18 protein-coding genes and 1 tRNA gene are annotated in these 20,372 nt (G+C 69.9%); 8 read left to right on the top strand and 11 right to left on the bottom strand.

Features of this window, described 5'->3' with window-relative positions:
• Window position 1: 1 nt before the first annotated feature.
• Entirely contained in the window at window positions 2-1,339 is a 1,338-nt protein-coding gene (rsmB, locus tag AC06E6_RS10250) for a 16S rRNA (cytosine(967)-C(5))-methyltransferase RsmB (RefSeq protein ID WP_478061217.1), read from the top strand.
• A gap of 236 nt (window positions 1,340-1,575) precedes the next feature.
• Window positions 1,576-2,334 carry a glycosyltransferase family 25 protein gene (locus tag AC06E6_RS10245; RefSeq protein ID WP_478061216.1) on the top strand — a complete coding sequence of 253 codons (759 nt, stop codon included), beginning with the start codon at window positions 1,576-1,578 and terminating at the stop codon, window positions 2,332-2,334.
• A gap of 40 nt (window positions 2,335-2,374) precedes the next feature.
• Here AC06E6_RS10245 and AC06E6_RS10240 read toward each other — a convergent pair whose 3' ends face one another.
• A complete protein-coding gene (locus AC06E6_RS10240) occupies window positions 2,375-3,301 on the bottom strand; it encodes a glycosyltransferase family 2 protein (RefSeq protein ID WP_478061215.1) in 927 nt (308 codons plus the stop codon).
• A complete protein-coding gene (locus AC06E6_RS10235; protein ID WP_478061214.1) occupies window positions 3,298-4,236 on the bottom strand; it encodes a UDP-glucuronic acid decarboxylase family protein in 939 nt (312 codons plus the stop codon). The genes AC06E6_RS10240 and AC06E6_RS10235 overlap by 4 nt, the downstream gene beginning before the upstream one ends.
• Before the next feature lie 229 nt (window positions 4,237-4,465).
• Here AC06E6_RS10235 and AC06E6_RS10230 point away from each other — a divergent pair, with 229 nt between their 5' ends.
• Window positions 4,466-5,716, top strand: a complete 1,251-nt coding sequence (locus AC06E6_RS10230) for an O-antigen ligase family protein (protein ID WP_478061275.1) — start codon at window positions 4,466-4,468, stop codon at window positions 5,714-5,716.
• Here AC06E6_RS10230 and AC06E6_RS10225 read toward each other — a convergent pair.
• Entirely contained in the window at window positions 5,707-6,519 is an 813-nt protein-coding gene (locus AC06E6_RS10225) for a glycosyltransferase family 2 protein (RefSeq protein ID WP_478061213.1), read from the bottom strand. The two genes, AC06E6_RS10230 and AC06E6_RS10225, sit on opposite strands and share 10 nt — an antisense overlap.
• 1 nt (window position 6,520) lies before the next feature.
• Between AC06E6_RS10225 and AC06E6_RS10220 the strand changes: the two genes are divergently transcribed.
• Complete coding sequence (locus AC06E6_RS10220) at window positions 6,521-7,579, top strand: CDP-glycerol glycerophosphotransferase family protein (protein WP_478061273.1); 1,059 nt, start codon at window positions 6,521-6,523, stop codon at window positions 7,577-7,579.
• Window positions 7,580-7,601: 22 nt separating this feature from the next.
• Here the strand turns inward: AC06E6_RS10220 and AC06E6_RS10215 are convergent, their stop codons facing one another.
• The 4 genes from AC06E6_RS10215 to AC06E6_RS10200 all read right to left on the bottom strand — a co-directional run bounded on the left by AC06E6_RS10215 (window position 7,602) and on the right by AC06E6_RS10200 (window position 11,799).
• Window positions 7,602-9,101 (bottom strand): PH domain-containing protein, encoded by a 1,500-nt coding sequence (locus AC06E6_RS10215; protein WP_478061212.1) that lies wholly within the window; start codon window positions 9,099-9,101, stop codon window positions 7,602-7,604.
• A 2-nt stretch (window positions 9,102-9,103) separates the two neighbouring features.
• Entirely contained in the window at window positions 9,104-9,610 is a 507-nt protein-coding gene (locus AC06E6_RS10210; protein ID WP_478061211.1) for a PH domain-containing protein, read from the bottom strand.
• 55 nt (window positions 9,611-9,665) lie between these two features.
• The gene (ribA, locus tag AC06E6_RS10205) at window positions 9,666-10,796 is read right to left on the bottom strand and encodes a GTP cyclohydrolase II RibA (protein ID WP_478061210.1); all 1,131 of its coding nucleotides are present in this window, start codon (window positions 10,794-10,796) and stop codon (window positions 9,666-9,668) included.
• An 82-nt stretch (window positions 10,797-10,878) separates the two neighbouring features.
• Window positions 10,879-11,799, bottom strand: a complete 921-nt coding sequence (locus AC06E6_RS10200) for a lauroyl acyltransferase (RefSeq protein WP_313232268.1) — start codon at window positions 11,797-11,799, stop codon at window positions 10,879-10,881.
• A 122-nt stretch (window positions 11,800-11,921) separates the two neighbouring features.
• Between AC06E6_RS10200 and dtd the strand changes: the two genes are divergently transcribed.
• From dtd to AC06E6_RS10180, 4 genes are all read left to right on the top strand, one after another.
• Window positions 11,922-12,362: a D-aminoacyl-tRNA deacylase gene (gene dtd, locus AC06E6_RS10195; protein ID WP_313232270.1), complete on the top strand. Its 441-nt coding sequence runs from the start codon at window positions 11,922-11,924 to the stop codon at window positions 12,360-12,362.
• A gap of 91 nt (window positions 12,363-12,453) precedes the next feature.
• Window positions 12,454-14,307, top strand: coding sequence for an RNA polymerase sigma factor RpoD (gene rpoD / locus AC06E6_RS10190; RefSeq protein WP_104937856.1), 1,854 nt, complete (start codon window positions 12,454-12,456; stop codon window positions 14,305-14,307).
• Between the two features lie 162 nt (window positions 14,308-14,469).
• The gene (locus AC06E6_RS10185; RefSeq protein WP_478061271.1) at window positions 14,470-16,779 is read left to right on the top strand and encodes a GH92 family glycosyl hydrolase; all 2,310 of its coding nucleotides are present in this window, start codon (window positions 14,470-14,472) and stop codon (window positions 16,777-16,779) included.
• Window positions 16,780-16,848: 69 nt separating this feature from the next.
• Window positions 16,849-16,924 (top strand) — tRNA-Ile (locus tag AC06E6_RS10180).
• Between the two features lie 161 nt (window positions 16,925-17,085).
• Here AC06E6_RS10180 and AC06E6_RS10175 read toward each other — a convergent pair.
• The 4 genes from AC06E6_RS10175 to AC06E6_RS10160 form a co-directional block, all read right to left on the bottom strand.
• Window positions 17,086-17,376: a hypothetical protein gene (locus AC06E6_RS10175; RefSeq protein ID WP_478061209.1), complete on the bottom strand. Its 291-nt coding sequence runs from the start codon at window positions 17,374-17,376 to the stop codon at window positions 17,086-17,088.
• 366 nt (window positions 17,377-17,742) lie between these two features.
• Window positions 17,743-18,489, bottom strand: a complete 747-nt coding sequence (locus AC06E6_RS10170; protein WP_478061208.1) for a LytR/AlgR family response regulator transcription factor — start codon at window positions 18,487-18,489, stop codon at window positions 17,743-17,745.
• Window positions 18,480-19,703: a sensor histidine kinase gene (locus AC06E6_RS10165; RefSeq protein ID WP_478061207.1), complete on the bottom strand. Its 1,224-nt coding sequence runs from the start codon at window positions 19,701-19,703 to the stop codon at window positions 18,480-18,482. Before AC06E6_RS10165 ends, AC06E6_RS10170 begins: the two co-directional genes overlap by 10 nt.
• 86 nt (window positions 19,704-19,789) lie before the next feature.
• Window positions 19,790-20,086 (bottom strand): hypothetical protein, encoded by a 297-nt coding sequence (locus AC06E6_RS10160; protein WP_293760399.1) that lies wholly within the window; start codon window positions 20,084-20,086, stop codon window positions 19,790-19,792.
• Window positions 20,087-20,372: the final 286 nt, after the last annotated feature.

Here is a 20,372-nt window from a genome sequence, read left to right as displayed (position 1 = left end):
GATGGTGGTTTCGGCATCCGGGCCGTGGAAGGGCGGCGTCGCGCAACAACCGGGCGTGCAGACGCGCGTGCTGGCGGCCAAGGTGCTGGCGGCGGTGGCCGGCCGCGGCCGTTCGTTGAAGGCCGAGCTGGCGGCGATGCTGCCGCAGCTGGACGATGGCCGTGACCGCGCCCTGCTGGAGGCGATCTGTTTCGCCGCGCTGCGTCGCCACGCCCTCTACGAACAGGCGCTGCGGCAATGGCTGCAGAAGCCCCTGGGCGCGCGCGATGCCGACCTGAAGGGGCTGCTGCTGGCCGGCTTCGCGCAGCTCGATGCGTTGCAGCTGCCGGCCCATGCGGCGCTGTCGGCCACGGTGGACGCGGCGCGCGCGCTCGGACGCGAGCGCCAGGCCGGGCTGGTCAACGCGGTGCTGCGCCGGGCGCAACGTGAAGGTTTCCCCGAGGTCCGTGCCGAGGACGCATGGCCGGTCTGGCTGCAGGAGCATGTGCGCCGCGACTGGCCGGCGCAGGCCGAGGCGGTGTTCGCCGCGAGCCTGCGGCCAGCGCCGCTGTGGCTGCGGGTCAACCGCCAGCGCCATGCGCGCGACGCCTATCTCGCCCTGCTGCACGAGGCCGGTATCGAAGCGGAAGGGTCGGCCCTGGCCGCCGATGCGATCCGCCTGCCGGTCGCGGTGCCGGTCGCCAGCCTGCCGGGTTTCGGCGAGGGCGCGGTGTCGGTGCAGGACCTGTCGGCGCAGCAGGTGGCCGACGCGCTGGCGCCCGCGCGCGGCGCGCGGGTACTGGACGCCTGCGCCGCCCCGGGTGGCAAGGCGGCGCACCTGCTGGAACGTGATCCCGGCCTGCGGCTGCTGGCGCTGGACGTGGATGCGCGGCGCCTGCAGCGCATCCGCGAGACCTTCAACCGTACCGGGGTCGGTGCGTCGGCGCAGGTGCGGGCGGCGGACGCGGCCGATTGCGGCGCATGGTGGGACGGCGAGCCGTTCGACGCGGTGCTGCTGGACGCCCCGTGTTCGGCCACCGGCGTGGTCCGTCGCCAGCCCGATGTGCTGCTGCACCGGCGCCCCGCCGACATCGACGCGCTGGTCGCCCAGCAGGCGCGGCTGCTCGATGCGCTATGGCCGGTGGTGGCGCCCGGCGGCGTGCTGGTGTACGCCACCTGCTCGATCCTGCGTCGCGAGAACCAGCAGCAGATCGCGTCCTTCCTGGCGCGGACGGCCGATGCGCGCATCGACGCGCTGCCGGACGCGTTTGGCCATGGCGATGCCGGGACGCGGCAGCGCCTGCCCGGTGAACAGGATGGCGATGGCTTCTTCCATGCGCGGCTACTGAAGCGCGGCTAGCCGGGCCCGGCCCGGGCTTGTTGAATGTGTTCATCATCACGGAACGCGCATTTACATTCCTTTTCGAGTGGCCGTGCAATGCTTGTGAAAAAGCGTGCGGGCCCTGTGAAACCCCGCCCAGCCAGGCAACCAGAGTTGCGTGACGCTGGAGCGGGGGTTGCCTGGTCCGCACGCGCAGGCCGGCGGGCGTTGCCTGCTGTGCCGCAGTCCGTTTCCCGAATCCAGAAGTGCCTCCCATGTCTCGGCCCTGCAGCGAACTGCCGATATACGTCATCAACCTGCCCGCATCGGCCGACCGGCGGGCATCGATGCAGCGCCAGGCGGCCGCGCTGGGGCTGCGATTCCAGTTTTTCGAGGCGGTGAACGGGCGCCAGCCGCACCCCCTGTTCGCGCATGTCGCCGAAAAGAAGCGGCTGCTGCGCAAGGGCAGGCCGTTCCGCCCCGGCGAGATCGGCTGCTGGGCCAGCCACTACCTGCTCTGGCAACGCTGCGTGGAAAGCGGGCAGCCGATGCTGGTGCTGGAGGACGACATCGCGATCGACCCGCGCCTGCCCGCGCTGCTGGCCGACCTGGGGCAGCTGCCGAAGGATGTCGGGTACTTCCGCCTGCATGCCGCCGACCGGGCCAGCGAGCCCTGGTGCCGCGTCGGCGGTTTCGTCCTCCACCGCTACTGGCGCAGCCCGCTGTGTACCTTCGGCTACTACCTGGCCCCGGCGGCGGCGGCGCGGTTCCTGGAGCATGCGGACGAGTGGATCGTCGCGGTCGACGACTACATGGACCTGGCCTGGCTGCACGGCGTGGAATGCCTGGGCCTGAAGCCGGGGCTGGTCAGCAGCGACGAGAGCTTCGAGTCGATCATCCAGGCCCGCACCGGGGAGAAGGAACCGGTCGGGCCGTGGCGCTGGCTGGCCCGGGAGGGCTATCGCCTCAAACTTGACGTGCGCTGGTTCCTGCACAACCTGCCCGGGCGCGTCCGCCCCCGCGGGGCGTCCTGACCCCGGCCGCCCCGCGCGCTGTCCTGCCGGCGGCCGGCCGTCAGCGGCCGCGCCTGCGGCCGAACAGGATGCTGGCCGCGCGCTCGTAGCGCTTCCACCACGGCGCATCGCCGCGCAGTGCCAGCGACGCGTAGCGTTTGCGTTCCTTGCGCGTCGGTGCGGGCTTGGTGCGGTACTCGGTCTTGCTCAGCACGCAGCAGTTGTCGTCCAGCCCGTTGCGCCAGGCGTAGTGGCGGACGATCCCGTAGTTGCGCAGGCCGTTGAGGTGCAGCGATGCCGGCTGCTGGCGGGTCGCCCACCAGCCGTTGCTGCCGTGGGTCCGGTATTCGACGCAGCCGGTGGGCAGGTAGTACTTGCGCGCGCCGAGGATGCTGGCGCCGTGGACCAGGCAGGCATCGGCGCACAGCTTCCACTGTTTGCGGAAGCTGGATGGCAGGTCCAGCACGGTGTCCGCCCAGCGCCGGCGCAGCGAGAGCGCCGAGGTCGGGGCGCCGTACCAGGTGACGAAGAAGTAGGTGCTGATCGCGGTGTAGCCCAGATCGATCGGGCTCTTGCTGTCCTCGTACAGGATGTCCTGGTTGTCGATGCCGAAGGTCTGCAGGTCGCTGAACACGAAATCGACATCGCGCCGCGCGTCGTAGACCGCGCCGATCTGCTCCAGGTACCGCGGTTTCCAGCGGTCGTCGGCGTCCAGGAAACAGACCACGTCGGCGCTGGCGGCGGCCACGCCGCGCTGGAACGCGGCCAGCTGCCCCGCGTTCTCGCCGAACAGCAGGGTCACCCGCGGATCGGCGCCGTAGCGCTGCTGCAGCATCGCCGGCGAGCCGTCGCTGGAACCATCGTCGACGACGATGACCTGCGCGGCCGGCCGCGTCTGCGCAAGCGCGCTCTCCACCGCCTCCACCACGAACGGGAGGTAGTTGTAGCTGGTGATGACGACCGAGAATGTGGTGGCCGCGGTGCTCATGCCGCCAGCACCTGGCGGAAGTAGGCGATGGTCTCCCTGAGGCCGTCGTCCAGCGCCACTTTCGGTTCCCAGTCCAGGCTGGACCGGGCCAGGGCGATGTCCGGCTGGCGCTGCCTGGGGTCGTCCTCCGGCAGCGGCTGGAACACCAGCCTGGAGCGGCCGCCGACCAGCGAGATCACCTTTTCGGCCAGTTCCAGCATGGTGAACTCACCGGGGTTGCCGATGTTGACCGGCCCGGTGAAGCCGCGCTCGCTTTCCATCATGCGCAGCATGGCCTCGATCAGGTCGTCCACGTAGCAGAAGCTGCGGGTCTGGCTGCCGTCGCCGTAGATGGTGATGTCCTCGCCCTTGAGCGCCTGCACGATGAAGTTGCTGACCACCCGGCCGTCGCTGGGATGCATGCGCGGGCCGTAGGTGTTGAAGATGCGCACCACCTTGATGTCAAGCCCGTGCTGGCGGAAGTAGTCGAAGAACAGCGTCTCGGCGCAGCGCTTGCCCTCGTCGTAGCAGCTGCGCATGCCGATCGGATTGACCCGGCCCCAATAGCCTTCCTGCTGCGGGTGTACTTCCGGGTCGCCGTAGACCTCGCTGGTGGACGCCTGCAGGATGCGTGCGTCCAGGCGCTTGGCCAGGCCCAGCATGTTGATCGCCCCGTGCACGCTGGTCTTGGTGGTCTGCACCGGGTCGTGCTGGTAATGAACCGGCGAGGCCGGGCAGACGAGGTTGAAGATGCGGTCGACCTCGACGTAGAGCGGGAACGTCACGTCGTGGCGCATCAGCTCGAAGCCGGGGTTGCCCAGCAGGTGCGCGACGTTGCGCTTGCTGCCGGTGAAGAAGTTGTCGACGCAGAGCACGTCGTGGCCGTTGCCGACGAGCCGGTCGCACAGGTGCGAACCGAGGAAGCCGGCGCCGCCGGTGACCAGGATGCGTTTCATGGGGAGGTATCACCGGAAGGACGGCCTGTTAAGGCGAATGATACAGGCGTGATATCGTCCACCAGTTACCGAAGTCGCGGGTCGCATGCACGGATTCAGGGGCCGTGGAAGGGTTCGGCAGCGTTTCTGGTAGGGAATGATTCATGGCCTCGGCCCCAGAGTGACAGGGATGGCACGCAATCTGACGTACACCGAAACCGCTGCGCTCGAGCGGCCGGACGCATTGGGCATGCTGGCTTCGGCAGGGTTGTTCCTGCTGCCGGCGGCGCTGGTGAGTACGCCGGTCAATGTGCTGCCGTTCGCCATGGTGCTGCTGGCGACCAGCGCGTGGGGGTTCTCGCGGCTGTGGCGCGTGCGCACCGGTGTCGTCGGCGGCCTGCTGCTGGCCCTGGCCCTGGCGGCGCTGGTCTCCGCACTGGTGTCGTCGTTGCATTCGGTGGGGATGTTCAGGGACGAGGGCTACCCTACCCGCTTTCTGGCCATGCCCTGGGTGCTGTTCTGGGTGTACGCCTTGCGTCCCCGCCAGGAAATGTTGTGGCGGGGCGCGCTGTTCGGCCTGTTCGCGACCCTGGCCATCGCTGTTTACCAGGTGACCCATGGCTGGGCGCGGGCCGAGGCCTGGACCAACGCCATCGTGCTGGCCGACGTCACCCTGATGCTGATGATCGTACTGGTGTTCTGCCGCCCGCCCGGGCGCTGGGGCTGGATCGCGCTGGGCATGGCGGCCGGCGGCACGGTGATCCTGCTCAGTGGCAGCCGGGGGGTATGGCCGGCGCTGCTTGCGCTGCTGGTGGCGATGGCGCTGTCGATCCGCCGTGGCAGCGGGCGCCTGCGCCTGGCCTGGCTGGGCGGGCTGCTGCTGGTCGCGGCAACCCTCGTGCTGGCGGTCCCGCAGCTGCGCGAGCTGACCCGCCTGAGCGAGCTGCACAGCGACGTGCAGCGCATCGAGGCCGGGGATGTGGATTCGTCGGCCGGCGCACGCCTGGAGCGGCTGCAGGTGGCATGGGACACGTTCCGCGAGCACCCGTGGACGGGCGTGGGCATCGGCAGGTTCGATACCGCCATGCAGCGCCTGCCGGAGTGCCGCCTGCCGCAGGCGGTGGAGGCGCGCTGCCATCTGGGGCACGCGCACAACGACGTCGCCGAATGGGGCGCGACCCAGGGCATCCCGGGCCTGCTGTTGCTGCTGTGCATCTACGGCCTGCCGCTGTGGATCTTCATCCACCTGCACCGCCACAGCGGCATCGGTGGGTTCCGTGGCCCCGCCGCGGCCGGGGTGATGCTGGTGGTCGCCTACCTCCTGTGTGGGGTCACCCAGTCGATGTTCGCCCACCAGATAACCGTGAGTACCTACGCCACCCTGGTGGGGGTACTGGCCGGCCTGTCGCTGGTGACGGCCTCCGCGCGCTACCGCCCGCAGGACGGGCAGCGCCAGGCCGGGCAGCGCCAGAGTGGGCGCCGGCAGCCCGTTCAGGGCTGATCGCGCGGCGGATCGGCCACGTTCCGGCCATTCTGCAGCAGCCACAGCATGATGGTCTTCTGCCGCACGTAGTTGGCGCGCACGTAGGCGTACACCAGGCCGTGCCAGCCGTCGCGGAAGCCGCCGCGCAGCAGCCAGCCGCGCCAGAAGCGCCACGCCGGCGCCAGCACCAGCTTGCCCAGGGTGGCGCGCTTGCCGCGGGCGAACTCGTGCTCGGCCATCATCCGCGCGTAGCGCTGGGTCTTGGCCAGCTGCTGCTCGAATGAGCGGTAGGGGTAGTGGACCAGGTCGCCGCGCAGCGTGCGCACCGGGCCATCGACAGTGGCCGCCTCGTGGATCTCGCGCGCGCCGCGCCAGCCGCCGCGGCGGCGGTCGAACAGGCGCAGCACGCGGTCGGGGTAAGCGTTGCCATGGCGCAGGAACCGGCCGAAATATTCGGACAGGCGGGCAAACCGGTAGCCGGCCGCGCCGTTGAATCCGGTGTCGCGCGCCTGCTCGATGGCGTGCCGCAGTTCGGGGCTTATCCGCTCGTCGGCGTCCAGGCACAACACCCAGTCGTGGCGGGCCTGTTCCACGCAGTACGCCTTCTGGCTGCGGAATCCGTCGAACGCGCGCTGCAGCACCCGCGCGCCGGCCGCTTCGGCGATGGCCACGGTGGCGTCGCTGGAGTACGAGTCCACCACCACGATCTCGTCGCAGAAGGCCAGCGAGGCCAGGCAGTCGCCGATGCGTGCGGCTTCGTTGAACGCGATAATGCAGGCCGTGATGCGAGGCCGTTCGGTGGGAGCGGTCGAAGAGGACATGGTGATGGCCGGATACCTGCTGTTTGCGACGGAGCGCTATGCGCTGCCTATTCTCGCGCCTCTGGCGCAGGCGTTGCACGCGGGCGGCCATGCGGTCGCGGCCTGGTTCGAGGGCGGTGCCGCCGGGGCGACCCTGGAGGGGGTGCCGTCGATCGGGCTGCAGCAGGCGCTGGCGATGCGGCCGCGCGCGGTGCTCAGCGCGGCCAACTGGGTGCCGCCGTTCGTGGCCGGGGCCAAGGTGCAGCTGTTCCATGGTTTCAACGTGCAGAAGCGCGAGGATGCCCGTGGCCATTTCCGCGTGCGCGGCCTGTTCGACCTGTACTGCACGCAGGGACCGGCGACGACGCGGCCGTTCCAGGAACTGGCCACGCGCGAGCGCCACTTCGTGGTGCAGGAAACCGGCTGGCCGAAACTCGACCCGCTGTTCCGCGATGATGGCGGGCAGGCCGCCGCCCTGCGCGCAGCGGCCGGCGACCGCGCGGTGGTGCTGTTCGGCTCCACCTTCACCGAGCGCCTCAGTGCCGCCCCGCACCTGTACGACAGCATCGCCGCCGACATCGCCGCGGGCGGGCGCTACTGGCTGCTGACCCTGCACCCCAAGTGCGCGCCGGAACTGTTCGAGCGTTACCGCGCGCTGGCCGGCGCCAATGCCCGTTTCATCGAGCCCGAACAGGTCATGGCCGCGCAGCGCGCCGCCGACGTGCTGGTTTCGGATACGTCGTCGATCGTTTCGGAGTTCGTCGTCCAGCACAAGCCGGTGGTGACCTTCCGCAACCGCGTGCCGCAGCCGCACATGCTCGACTTCGACGATCCGCGGCAACTGCCGGACATGCTGGCGCGCGCACTGTCGGCGGAGCCGGCCTTGCTGGCCGAGATCGTCCGCTATGCCGATTCGATCCATCCGTATCGTGACGGGCGCTCGGCGGAGCGGGTGATCGCCGCCACCGAGGACTTCATCGCCGGCCGCCTGGGAACGCCCGGGCGCAAGCCACTGGGCGCGCTGTGGCGCGGCCTGCAGATCCGCCGCGAGCTGGGCTACTGGGGGCCTTCGCGGTCGTAGCGCGCCGGGCTCCGCCGCACCCTTACCAGCGCAGCCGGCGCCGCGCCATCTCCTGCCCCAGCTGCTCCATCAGTTCGCGCGCGTGCGCTGCTTCCAGGAAGTGCAGCCGCAGCGGCGGCGAGCCGGAGGCGCCGGCGGTATCCAGGGTGAGGGTGGCGGTGCCGAAGTAGTGGTCCAGCGGCGAGCGGTCCAGGCGCAGCGCCTGCAGCTTGTCCAGCTCGGCCACCCGCCACCAGCGGCTCCACCAGCCACCGCGTATCGCGACCCGGCGCGAGTCGATGCTGTAGCCCATGCGCGCGACCCGGCGGTGCGCATGCAGCGCGGACCAGGGCAGCCACAGCAGCGGCAGCAGACCCCAGGCACCGAACTGGCGGCAGCCCAGCGCGGTCACCGCGGCAACGGTCACCAGCGCCGGCAGGCACAGGCGCCACCAGCCACGCATCGACACCGCCTGCCATCGTGCCGGCGGCCACTGCACCGCAGGCAACAGGTGCTGCAGCAATGCGTCGCACGCCGCGGGCGCGGCTACCGGTACCAGCTCCTTCAGCGCCCGGCCCTGCTGCTCCTGGCCACCGCCGCTGGCGATGTCCACGCGCAGCTGGCGGCGCCGGAACAGGCGATGCAGCATGCCTTCGCGCAGGGTCCAGGCCTGGATGCGGCGCTGCGCGACGCTGCTGCGCGAGCGGCTGAGCAGGCCGCGTTCGACGGTCAGCCGGCGCTCGGCCTCGCTGAGGCGGAAGCCGTGGTACTGCACGATCGCCAGGGCGATGGACATCAGCGCCATCAGCAGCAGCCCGGCCACCAGGACCAGCGCGACGGTGCCGGCCAGCGGCACCGCGCCCAGCTGCAGCTGGCTGGCATAGCCGACCGCCTGCCGGCCCTGGTCGCGGACGAATTCCTCCGCGACATCGCGCGGGAACATCTGCCAGATGGCGCCGCAGGCGGCCGCGGCCACCACCAGGGCGCGGTTGGAGATCAGTCCCAGCCGCACCAGTTCCGGCAGCGGCAGTTCGAGCAGCGGGGCCGGAGCGGCGGGCCCGCTGTCCACGGCCGCCGGCGCGCTTTCGCCGCGCTGGCGGATGAGGCGTTCCAGCTCCAGCGCCTGCGCCAGCCGCAGCACCCGCATCTGCGCCTCGGGCTTGTCGCCGGCGGCCGACTCCAGCCGCAGCTCGGCCACGCCGAACAGGCGGTGCAGCAGGTTCTGGTGGACCACCACGTTGTGGATGCGCGCGAACGGGATTTCGCGGCGGGTGCGCTCGAGGATGCCACTGCGCACGGTCAGCGCATCGCTGCCGATCCGGTAGCGGTAGGTCACGTACTGCAGCAGCGCGCTGCCGGTCATGGCCAGCAGTACCGCGAGGGTGACCAGGTGGAACGGCCATTCGCCGTCCTGGCGGCGGCTGCCGAAGAACAGCAGGGCCACCAGCGGCAGCAGGAACTGCTGCAGGTGCTGCTGCAGTTCGAACAGCCACGACCAGGGGTGCAGGCGCTGGTCCGGTGCGTCGTCCGCGCTGTCGGGCATGCTCACAGCGCGTCGTCGTGGTCGAGTTGGCGGGCCAGCCGGTCGCGCAGGTGCTCGGCGTCCTCCTGCGCCAGCCCGGCGATGGCGACGGTGTTCATCCGCGTGCCCGCGGTATGCACGACCAGCGTTGCCAGGTTGGCGGCGCGCTGCAGGGGGCCGCGGCGCAGGTCCAGGTGCTGCACGCGCGACACCGGTACATGGCTCTCGCTCTGCCACAGGTGGCCGCGGCGCACGCCCAGCGCCTGCGGATCCAGCCGCCAGAACGTGCGGCGATGCCGGCGCCAGCCGATCCAGGCACCGCCCAGCAGGCCGGCAACGGCGGCGACCAGCACGCTCGGCAGCCACCAGGGGTTGCGCAGCACCAGCGACAGCACGCCGCTGGCCAGCAGCAGCACCAGCATCGATGCCAGCCCCGCGCCGATCGCGGCGAACGGTGCGCCGCGCGCCGGCAGCGGTTGCCAGTCGGCGGTGGTGGAGGGCGGGGCGGGGAGCTCGGGTGGTTCGATCATGGCGCGACCATACAGGCACCCCGGGAGGTCCGTCATCCGGGGGCCGCGGCCGTGCCTACTGCGCCGACATGATCAGCGCGTCGACGTCCAGGTGGTGGCCGGCGCGCGCGGCCTTGGTGCGCAGGTACTGCTCGTTCTCGGCGGTGATCTCGCCGGTCACCGGGATGCTGCCCAGCACCTCGATGCCGGCATTGCGCAGGTGCTGCACCTTGGTGGGGTTGTTGGTCAGCAGCTGGATGCGCTGCACGCCCAGCCCACGCAGCATGGCGATGGCGCTGCCGTAGCGGCGCTCGTCGGCGCCGAAGCCCAGCTGCGCGTCGGCGTCGATGGTGTCCAGCCCCTCGTGCTGGTAGCCATACGCGCGCATCTTGGCGGCGATGCCGGTGCCACGGCCTTCCTGGTCCAGGTACAGCAGGATGCCGCCGCCCAGTTCCTTCAGCGTGCGCAGGGCGCGCCGCAGCTGGTCGCCGCAGTCGCACTTGAGCGAACCGAACAGGTCGCCGGTCAGGCACGAGGAGTGCACGCGCACCGGCACCACGCCCTGCAGGTCGGGGTTGCCGACGATCACCGCGACCTGGTCGCGCTGCGCCACCCCGCCGCGGAACACCGCGAACTCGGTCATGCCGACATCGCGCAGCGGCACCGGCGAGCGGGTCACCAGCTCGTAGTCCTGGCCGGCCTGGGCGGCGCCGCAGCGCAGGTCGTCCAGCGCCAGGTGCAGGCAAGCGTCGAATGCCGTGTCGCCGGCATGCAGGGTGGTCGATACCAGCGCCGGCAGCAGCAGGCCCAGGCGGGCTACTTCCACGGCCGCCGCATCCAGGGCGTCGCCCTCGCTGGGGAGGCCGTCCGGCGAGGGCGTGTCGCGCAGGTAGGCCAGCGCCGCCAGGGCCTCGAAGCCTTGCCCGGCCAGCGCGATGCGGATGCCGTGGGCGCTGTCGATGCCCAGCGTGCGCGCGCGCGGCGTGGTCAGGAACAGGTAATGGCGGTCGTCCGCGGCATGCGCGAACGCGGCGAAGCCGGCCGGCGAGGCGCTGTCCAGCGCCATCGTGGCGAGGCGGCGGTCACCCTCGGTGATCACCACCGGTCGCCCTGCGCGCAGTTCGGCGGCGGCGCGCTCGCAGCGGATCGCCGCGGTCTCGCCAAAGCAGGGGAGGGCGGCAGCGGGGAGGGAGGAGGTGGCGTTCATCGGCAACCTAATGGGGTCGGCGCCGGCGGATTCAATCGATCACCGGGGTGACGCAGTGTTGCAGGGGCATGCTGCGGGCGCATCAGTGCGGGTGGCGCTCGGTGGCGTACGGGTCGCTCTCGCCGCTGCCGGGCGGCCGCAGCGTGTAGCGCTTGTAGGTCCACTGGTACTGCGCCGGGTCGCGCCGGGCGATGCGCTCGATGCCCGCGCTCAACGCGCTGGTGGCGACCTGCAGGTCGGGGTCGGCGATCGACGCCGGTGCCGGTTCCACGTGCAGGGCGAACTCGATGTCCGGGCCGATCCGCTCGCACCAGGCGTAGAGCACGGTGGCGCCGGTACGCTCGGCCAGGCGGTTGACCAGGGTCATGGTCAGCGCCTGCACCCCGAAGAACGGCACGAACACGCCGTCGCCGTTCTTCGGCTGCTGGTCGGGCAGGATGCCGACCGCGCCACCGTCCTTGAGTACCTTGAACAGCTGCCGCACCGCGGGGCCCTCGGCCCGCACCTGGCGGATGTTGTCGCCACCGCGGACCCGCTGCAGGAAGGCGTCGCCGACCGGGTTGTCCGGGGGCGCGTAGACGATGGCGATCGGCCCGCGCGAGGCCAGCCACTGGTTCAGCAGTTCCCAGTTGCCGTAGTGCGGGGCCACCACGATCACGCCCCTGCCGGCGGCCAGCGCGGCGTCGTACAGCGCCTGGCCGTGGCGCTCGCGCAGGTGGGTGGCCAGATTGCGGGCCGGGTCGTGGGTCCACAGGTACAGGGTCTCCAGCGCCTGGCGGGCCGTGGTCCTGAGGATGTCGCGGTGCAGGCGCGCGCGCTGCGGCACCGACAGCGCCGGGTAGGCCAGTTCCAGGTTGCGCCGCGTCACCCGGCTCTCGCGGGCGTCCAGCCGGCGCCACAGCCAGGCCAGGGCATCGGCCAGGGTTCGCTGCCAGGACCAGGGCAGGGCGGTCAGCCCGGCGGCGAGGCGGTGGTAGAGCTTGGCGGCGCGTTCCGGTTTCATCCGTGCAAGTTTAGCCCGCCGCGGCGGCGGACCCGGCAGCGGCGCCGCCGGGCGGCTGCAGGGCCGTCGCCGCGCCGCCCGGTGCGGTATATGGTGCGCGCTCCCCTTTTCCAGGAGCCGCCATGCTTTCCCTCCTCCAGCGCGTCACCCAGGCGTCGGTCAGCGTCGGAGACCAGATCGTCGGGCAGATCGGCCCGGGGTTGCTGGTGCTGGTCGGCGTCGAGCCGGGCGACGACGAGGCGGCGCTGGCGCGGATGGCCGAGCGCCTGCTCGGATACCGGGTTTTCGCCGACGATGCTGGCAGGATGAACCGCTCGCTGCACGATACGGGGGGCGGCCTGCTGCTGGTCAGCCAGTTCACCCTGGCCGCCGACACCCGTTCGGGCATGCGCCCGGGCTTCAGCACTGCCGCGGCGCCGGCCGAGGCTGAACGGCTATTCAATCGATTGGTGGCGATCTGCCGTGAAAAACACGCTGGCGGGGTGGAAACCGGGCGCTTCGGGGCCCATATGGTGGTCAGCCTGGTCAACGATGGACCGGTGACCTTCCTGCTCAGACCCTGACGCGCCGTGAAACCACCGCCCGGCAAGCGTTATGCTGCGCTGGTATAATAGTAGGTTCTCTATCTTTCCCTGCCGGTGGCGCGAGCACTACATGGCCAACGAACGTCCTGCCCAGCAATCCGATATCAAACAACTGATCAGCAAGGGCCTGGAACAGGGCTACCTGACCTACGCCGAAGTCAACGACCACCTGCCGGACGACATGGTCGACCCGGAGCAGATCGAAGACATCATCGGCCTGATCACCGGCATGGGCATCGACGTCCATGAAGTGGCGCCCGATGCCGACACGCTGATCCTCAGCGATGGCAACACCGGCAACCGCGAGGTGGATGATACCGCCGCCGAGGAAGCCGCTGCAGCGCTGACCGCGCTCGACACCGAAGGTGGCCGCACCACCGACCCGGTGCGCATGTACATGCGCGAGATGGGCACGGTCGAGCTGCTGACCCGCGAAGGCGAGATCGCCATCGCCAAGCGCATCGAGGAAGGCCTGGGCCAGGTGCAGGCGGCACTGGGCACCTTCCCGCCGGCGGTCGAGTCGGTGCTGGCCGATTACGAGCTGCACAAGGAAGGCAAGAAGCGCCTGGCCGAGATCATCGTCGGCTTCAACGACCTGGTCGAGGAAGAGCCGGCGCCGGCCGCCACCGACAGCGACGACGCGTCCGACGACAGCGATGCCGAGGCCGACGAGGACGAGGACGATGTCGGCGGCGACGAGGATGCCGGCCCGACCGGTCCGGATCCGGTGGAAGTGGCCAACCGCATGGAGCAGCTGGCCAGCGACATGGCCAAGTTCAAGAAGGCCCATGCCAAGGGCGACCTCAAGGCGCAGGCCAAGCTGCGCGAGGAGCTGTCGGCGACCTTCGTGACCCTGAAGCTGCCGCTGCCGCTGACCGACGTGCTGGTGCGCCTGCTGCGCGACACCATGGGCCGGATCAAGGCCCAGGAGCGCCGCGTGCTGCACCTGGCCACGGTCACCGCGCGCATGCCGCGCAAGGACTTCATCCGTTCCTGGGAAGGCAACCAGACCAACCTGGAATGGGTCGAGGACGCGATCAAGCGCAAGCAGAAGTGGTCGTCGGCGCTGCGCGACGTCAAGGACCAGATCATCGCCGAGCAGCAGGCCACGCTCGACGTGGAGAAGGAGTCGCACCTGAGCCTGGACGAGCTGAAGGAGATCAGCCGGGTCATGGCCTATGGTGAAGCCAAGGCGCGCAAGGCCAAGAAGGAAATGGTCGAGGCCAACCTGCGCCTGGTGATCTCCATCGCCAAGAAGTACACCAACCGCGGCCTGCAGTTCCTGGACCTGATCCAGGAGGGCAACATCGGCCTGATGAAGGCGGTGGACAAGTTCGAATACCGCCGCGGCTACAAGTTCTCGACCTATGCCACCTGGTGGATCCGCCAGGCGATCACCCGCTCGATCGCCGACCAGGCGCGCACCATCCGCATCCCGGTGCACATGATCGAGACGATCAACAAGCTCAACCGCATTTCCCGCCAGATGCTCCAGCAGTACGGCCGCGAGGCCACGCCGGAGGAGCTGGCCAAGGAAATGGACATGCCGGAAGACAAGATCCGCAAGGTGATGAAGATCGCCAAGGAGCCGATCTCGATGGAAACCCCGATCGGCGACGACGAGGATTCGCATCTGGGCGACTTCATCGAGGACACCAACGTGGAGTCCCCGATCGACAACACCACCAACATCAACCTGTCCGAGACCGTGCGCGACGTGCTGGCCGGCCTCACCCCGAGGGAAGCCAAGGTGCTGCGCATGCGCTTCGGCATCGACATGAACACCGACCACACCCTGGAAGAGGTCGGCAAGCAGTTCGACGTCACCCGCGAGCGCATCCGCCAGATCGAGGCCAAGGCGCTGCGCAAGCTGCGCCACCCCAGCCGTTCCGAGCAGCTGCGCAGCTTCCTCGACATCGACTGACCGGCCTGCGGCCCCGCCGCGGTACCGAAGAGAAGGCCCCGCATCGCGGGGCCTTTTCGTTTTGTGGCGCCGCGCCAATACCCCGATGGCGACGGATGTTATCTTCGATAGAGATTGGATCGATCCAAAGGGCGGGCAATGGCAGTCGGGCAGGCGAAGTGGATGGTCGCGCTGGTGCTGTTGGCGGGCACGGCGGTGGCGGGCGAGCGCGCCGGGGAGCACGCGGTGGCGGCGGTGGACCCGTTCATCGGCACCGGCGGCGAAGGCCACACCTACCCGGGCGCGACGGTGCCGCACGGCATGGTCCAGCTCAGCCCCGACACCCAGATCCGGTCGCGCAGGGACGGCTACGGCTGGGCGGCCGGCTACCGGCACGACGACACCACCATCGTCGGCTTCTCGCACACGCACTTCTCCGGTACCGGCCACTCCGACCTGGGCGACGTGCTGCTGATGCCACTCAGCGGCGAAGTGAAATACGAGCGCGGCGACGTCACCCGGCCGGGCAGCGGCTACACCTCGCGCTTCGATCACCGCAGCGAGCGCGCCGAGCCGGGCTACTACGCCGTCACCCTGGACGACTCCGGGGTGCGCGCCGAACTCACCGCCAGTGCGCGCGTGGGCATGCACCGCTATGCCTTCCCCGCGGACCGGCCGGCGCATGTGCTGGTCGACCTGCGCACCAGCATGTACGACTACCCGGGCAAGGTCCTGTGGTCGCGCCTGCGGTTGCGCGCGGACGGCACCGTGACCGGTTACCGCCAGACCCGCGGCTGGGCGCCGGGACGGCAGCTGTACTACGCCATGCGCTTCTCGCGGCCGCTGCGCGGCCACGCCTTCCACGACACCGAAAGCGATGTGGTCTACCGCGGCTTTCCGCCGCCGGCGGAGAAGGACCCGGGCGCGCGTGCGCAGATCGAGGGCCGGCAGTTGGTGGGCAGCTTCGATTTCGGCCCGGGTGGACGCGAGCCGCTGCTGGTCAAGGTGTCGATCTCGCCGGTCAGCGAGGACAACGCCATCGCCAACCTCGACGCCGAAGCGCCCGGCTGGGACTTCGACGGCATGCGCGCCGCCGCCCGCGCGCAGTGGGCGCAGGCACTGGCGGCGGTGGAGGTGGACGCAGCGCCGGCGCAGCGCACCGCGTTCTACACCGCGCTGTACCACAGCATGCTCGGGCCGACCCTGTTCATGGACAGCGATGGCCGCTACCGCGGCCCCGACAACGCCGTGCACCAGGCGCAGGGCTGGACAAACTATTCGACCTTCTCGCTGTGGGACACCTATCGCGCGCTGCACCCGCTGATGACCCTGCTGCAGCCGCCGCAGCGCAGCAGCGACATGGTCAACTCGCTGTTGGCCGCGCGCCGCGAAAGCCCCTACGGGATCCTGCCGGTGTGGTCGTTCCACGGCCTGGAGACGTGGTGCATGATCGGCTACCACGCGGTGCCGGTGATCGCCGATGCCTACCTGAAGGGCATCCGTGGCTTCGACGCCGACGAAGCGCTGCAGGCGATGGTCGCCAGTGCCAACTACGGGCCGTATGACGGCATCGCCCAGTACCGCGAACTGGGCTGGGTGCCGATCGACGAGGAAGGCGAGGCGGCGAGCAAGACCCTGGAATACGCCTACGACGACTGGAGCATCGCGCGCATGGCCAAGGCCATGGGGCGGGACGATGTCGCCGCGGAATTCGCCAAACGCGCCGGCAACTGGAAACACGCCTTCGATCCGTCCACCGGCTTCATGCGCGCGCGCAGGCGCGACGGCCGCTTCCGCGAACCCTTCGACCCGGCCGCCAGCGGCTACGGCAGCGACTACACCGAAGGCAACGCCTGGCAATACTCGTGGTACGTGCCGCAGGACGTGGCGGGGCTGGCCGCCGCGCATGGCGGCGCGGACACGCTGCTGCAACGGCTCGACGCGGTGTTCGATGCGAAGGTGGACCCGGCGGTGTTCGAGCACATGGAGGACATCACCGGCCTGATCGGCTGGTACGCGCACGGCAACGAGCCCAGCCACCACGTCGCCTACCTCTACGCCTACGCCGGCCAGCCGTGGCGCACCCAGGCCCGGTTGAAGCGGATCATGGACACCCAGTACGCGCCGCGCCCGGATGGCCTGGCCGGCAACGACGACCTCGGGCAGATGTCGGCGTGGTATGTGTTCACCGCGCTGGGCTTCTACCCGGTCACGCCGGGCAGCAACGAGTACATCATCGGCCGCCCGTTCCTGCCGCGTGCGCGCCTGAACCTGCCCAACGGCAAGCATTTCACCATCGTGGCCGAAGGCCTGGACGAGGCCCATCCCTACGTCGGCCGCGTCACCCTCGATGGCAAGCCGCTGGACCGCGCGTTCCTGCGCCACGACGAGATCATGGCCGGCGGCGAGCTGCGCTTCACCCTGCAGGCCGAGCCCAACCGCGAGTGGGGCACCCGGCCCGACGCCCGCCCGTACTCGCAGTCCACGCACTGAGCCGCGCATGCCGGCGCGACCGGCGGTGGCCGCCTGCCGCGGCCTCCACTACACTTGCGCACCGGCAGCGGGCCTATAGCTCAACGGTTAGAGCAGAGGACTCATAATCCTTTGGTTCCAGGTTCGAATCCTGGTGGGCCCACCACCGCGAAGCCCTGGCGCATGCCGCGCATGCGGGGGTAAGCGATCTGCACGGGCTATGGCCCCACTGCCACGGTACGTGGCATCCCCTGCCGAGTTGCTGTTCCGGCACTGGCGCTCATGCGATGTTTCTGGGCACCGGAACGCCCGGTAGCCGCGAACCCCTCAGGTATTGGGCAGGCCGCATTCCTGCAGCTGCTGCATGGAACTGGCCTTCATCGCGCAGTCCAGGTGGCGCCGGGTCACGCTGCCATGTTCCGCGCAGGTGGCCGCGTCCTTGTCCAGCTGTGCCTCGCCCATCATGGCCGTGATGTCCTCGCCGTTGATCGCATAGGTGTGCACGTAGTACGCGCGGCATTCGGCGGCCGATACATCGCGCGAGCCGGAGCCTGCGGTTCCAGCGCAGGCGGTGAGGGACAGCAGGCTTGCGCCAATGAGGGTTCGGGTGATGCTCATGCAGGCTCCTTCGCGCTGTCGGGTAGGGTCATCTACAACCGGAGGATCCAGCGCACGCTGCGACGTGGTCCTGGTCTCCACCGGTACGGGCGGAGACGTGTGTCGTCGGCCGCGCCGTCGGGAACTGGATTGCACATGCCCTCCGGGGGGCGGCGTCGGGCATGTCGGCACACTGCTCTGGATTCTCCCCGCCTTGGCGATCCCGACGCATGCTGGCACCGGTGGAGTCACCTTCCATGCGGATGGTGAGTGAAAGCGATGGTTGTGGGAATGACGCTCGTCCCCTCGCCCGTGCACCTGGTCACACTGACAGAAACCCGGGGAGGAATGTCCATCTGCACGCGAATGTGCCTGGCCATGCAGGCGTCATGGACACGGCGGGCCGTAAGGCCTGCCGATCAGGCTGCGCTGGACATGCACCCGGTACTGGCGCCCGGTCACCACCTGTCGCCCGCAATCCAGGGTGAGGCGGTACCGGCCCGAGCCCAGGGTGATGACTTCGATGGCGGCGGCGATGCGGATCACGCACGAACGATGCACGCGGAGGAAGGTGCCCGCGTCGAGTTCGTTGAGGAAGTCGCCGAGCGTGCGCCGGAAGGTGAACGTTCCCCGCTTCGTTTCGATGTCCAGGTAATTCCCGCGTGCGCGGATGAGCTGGATGTCGGCCTCGTCCACCATCACCGTGCGACGGCCCAGCGGCAGGGGCAGCCTGCGGACATCGGTAGTGGCCCCCTGTGCGGTCGCAGGCGGCGCATGCGGCAGCAGGCGCGAGAGCGTTTCGCGCAGGCGTTCGGCGGACACCGGTTTGAGCAGGTAGTCGACTGCGCGGTCTTCGAACGCGCGCACGCCGTGCTGGTCATAGGCACTGACGAACACCACGCGCGGCGGTGGCCCGTTCCAGCGCCGCAGCGCGCTGAAGCCATCGCCTCCGGGCAGTTCGATGTCCAGGAACAGGACGTCCACCCGGTGGTGCCGGGCGAAGCGGATCAGCTCGTCGACGTCGGTACATTCGGCCACGACCTGGACCGCGGCGCCCGCGACTTTGCCCAGCAGCCGCCGCAGGCGCTGCCTTGCCAGTGGCTCGTCGTCGAGGATGGCCGCCTTCAAGGGCATGTGCCGATGCCCTCCGCGTTCGCAGCGGGCAGGACCCGGCTGCCGGGCAGCGGTACCCGCAGATGCACGCGGTACACATCCGCCCCGGCGTCGTGCACCTCTAGCCGGGCGCGGTCGCCGTACAGCAGGTGCAGGCGCTCCTTCACCGAGCGCTGCCCCATGCCATTGCCGTCCTCGCGCGCGCCTTCGGTGGCACGCGAATTCTCGATCGACAGGTGCAGGTGCTGGCCATCCATCCATCCGCCGATGGCCACCCAGCCCGGTGCCCGTGACCGCGCGATGGCGTGGACGATCGCGTTCTCGACCAGCGGCTGCAGCGAGAGGGTAGGCACGGGGATATCCATGCAGGCGTCGTCGACGTCGACGCGGGAGCGCAGCCGCCGGCCCAGGCGGATGCCTTCGATCATCAGGTAGTCCGCGACCTGCCGGAGCTCATCACGCAGGGAGCGCTCGTGGTGCTGGTCGGCGCGCAGGCCGTCACGCAGCATGTCGCTGATGGCGATCAGCATGCGCTCGGCCTGTTCGACGTCCACCTGCATGAGTTCGGCCACGGAGTTGAGCGCGTTGAACAGGAAATGCGGGTTCAGCCGCGCCTTGACGGCCTCCAGCCGGGCCATCGCCAGGTTCTTCTCCAGTGCATCCAGCTGCTGCTGGCGCTGCTCGTTCTGCTCGAAGTAGACGATGCCGTGGAGCATCGCCACGACGGTGATGCCCAGGATCAAATTGTTGCCGACGCTGGTGACCAGGATTTCGCGCAGTGGCGGCAGTAGTGGATACCAGTCGAAGACCGGATTGGTCACCCGTGCGTAGACGGCCTTGAAGACGATGAAGCCGGCGATCAGCGCCAGGTTGATCGCGGCGTGCCGCCCGGCGTGCGCGCGCCCTACCGGGAAGCGCGACACCACCCGGTACGCGAGCAGCGTCAGTGGTATCCAGGGGGCCGTGCTGCCGGCGGCATGGATCAGGGCGCGTCGCCAGGTGAACAGGTCGCCGGTCGCCGACGTCATGTCCACCAGCTGGCTCGCCAGCATCAGCCCGTACAGCAGCCACCAGGCGCTGATGGCGGCCACCAGCAGAGCGGCGCGGCGGTGCCGCCGCCACGGTGTGTGCGGCGACGGGGATCGGTGCGTGCTGGCGCGATACGGCATCGGGTACATCGGCTCCGCGGTCACCGCTCGGGCCTGCATTGTTGCGTGCCGGGGACGCGCGTGCACGCGGCTGCCGGCCGGGGCCGTTGCCGCGGGCCTGTCGCCGGGGCGCGGCGCCCGCCATCGACCACCGGCGGACGCCGCGGGGCGCGTCAACGCGCGTTGCAGACCGGCGGATTGGTCATGCCGAAGGAGAGCAGGTTGCCGCCATTGACGGTGCAGGCGTAGGTCTTGCCGCTCTTGGCCTTGAGTGTCACGTAGGTGTTCACGCCTTCGGTACGGCGCTCAAGCAGGGTCAGGTCGGACGGCGACATTCCCAGCACACCGCTGGTCTCGGAGAGGATGCGCTCGTCGGACAGGGTGTTGGTCTTGCTGGCCACGGCGGAACAGCCCGCGAGCGTGAACGGGACGACCAGCAACGCGGCCAGCAGGACGGGCTTGAACTTCATGGGGACTCCTTGTTGACGGGGAACTTCCGGGTTCGCCCGGCGCGGGGCAGGAACCCTGATTGAACGACAGGGCTTGCCCGATCTTCGGTTCGCGCGTCACCGCCGCTCAAGACGATGGGGATGGACCGCACCAGCACGGTGATCAACCGCACGGAGGCTGGAGCCGGTGGACAGCGGTGCCGCGTCCCGGTCCCGGGTGCGGCATCGTCGCGGGCCGGGCGGCACTGGCCACTACCGCGCGATCGGGGCAGGCGGGAAGGGCGGGAAGGGCGGGAAGGGCGGGAAG

The organism is Stenotrophomonas sp. Steno-Z10-HUANG (assembly GCF_056393075.1).
The sequence above is the reverse complement of the archived record's forward strand: the minus strand, read 5'-3'. Positions and strand labels throughout refer to the sequence as shown.

What these genes read in the sequence shown, in the direction of transcription:
- rsmB (WP_478061217.1), top strand. Translation starts at nt 2, where the DNA reads ATGGTGGTTTCGGCATCCGGGCCGTGGAAGGGCGGCGTCGCGCAACAA.
- AC06E6_RS10245 (WP_478061216.1), top strand. Translation starts at nt 1,576, where the DNA reads ATGTCTCGGCCCTGCAGCGAACTGCCGATATACGTCATCAACCTGCCC.
- AC06E6_RS10240 (WP_478061215.1), bottom strand. Translation starts at nt 3,301, where the DNA reads ATGAGCACCGCGGCCACCACATTCTCGGTCGTCATCACCAGCTACAAC.
- AC06E6_RS10235 (WP_478061214.1), bottom strand. Translation starts at nt 4,236, where the DNA reads ATGAAACGCATCCTGGTCACCGGCGGCGCCGGCTTCCTCGGTTCGCAC.
- AC06E6_RS10230 (WP_478061275.1), top strand. Translation starts at nt 4,466, where the DNA reads ATGCTGGCTTCGGCAGGGTTGTTCCTGCTGCCGGCGGCGCTGGTGAGT.
- AC06E6_RS10225 (WP_478061213.1), bottom strand. Translation starts at nt 6,519, where the DNA reads ATGTCCTCTTCGACCGCTCCCACCGAACGGCCTCGCATCACGGCCTGC.
- AC06E6_RS10215 (WP_478061212.1), bottom strand. Translation starts at nt 9,101, where the DNA reads ATGCCCGACAGCGCGGACGACGCACCGGACCAGCGCCTGCACCCCTGG.
- AC06E6_RS10210 (WP_478061211.1), bottom strand. Translation starts at nt 9,610, where the DNA reads ATGATCGAACCACCCGAGCTCCCCGCCCCGCCCTCCACCACCGCCGAC.
- ribA (WP_478061210.1), bottom strand. Translation starts at nt 10,796, where the DNA reads ATGAACGCCACCTCCTCCCTCCCCGCTGCCGCCCTCCCCTGCTTTGGC.
- AC06E6_RS10200 (WP_313232268.1), bottom strand. Translation starts at nt 11,799, where the DNA reads ATGAAACCGGAACGCGCCGCCAAGCTCTACCACCGCCTCGCCGCCGGG.
- dtd (WP_313232270.1), top strand. Translation starts at nt 11,922, where the DNA reads ATGCTTTCCCTCCTCCAGCGCGTCACCCAGGCGTCGGTCAGCGTCGGA.
- rpoD (WP_104937856.1), top strand. Translation starts at nt 12,454, where the DNA reads ATGGCCAACGAACGTCCTGCCCAGCAATCCGATATCAAACAACTGATC.
- AC06E6_RS10185 (WP_478061271.1), top strand. Translation starts at nt 14,470, where the DNA reads ATGGTCGCGCTGGTGCTGTTGGCGGGCACGGCGGTGGCGGGCGAGCGC.
- AC06E6_RS10175 (WP_478061209.1), bottom strand. Translation starts at nt 17,376, where the DNA reads ATGAGCATCACCCGAACCCTCATTGGCGCAAGCCTGCTGTCCCTCACC.
- AC06E6_RS10170 (WP_478061208.1), bottom strand. Translation starts at nt 18,489, where the DNA reads ATGCCCTTGAAGGCGGCCATCCTCGACGACGAGCCACTGGCAAGGCAG.
- AC06E6_RS10160 (WP_293760399.1), bottom strand. Translation starts at nt 20,086, where the DNA reads ATGAAGTTCAAGCCCGTCCTGCTGGCCGCGTTGCTGGTCGTCCCGTTC.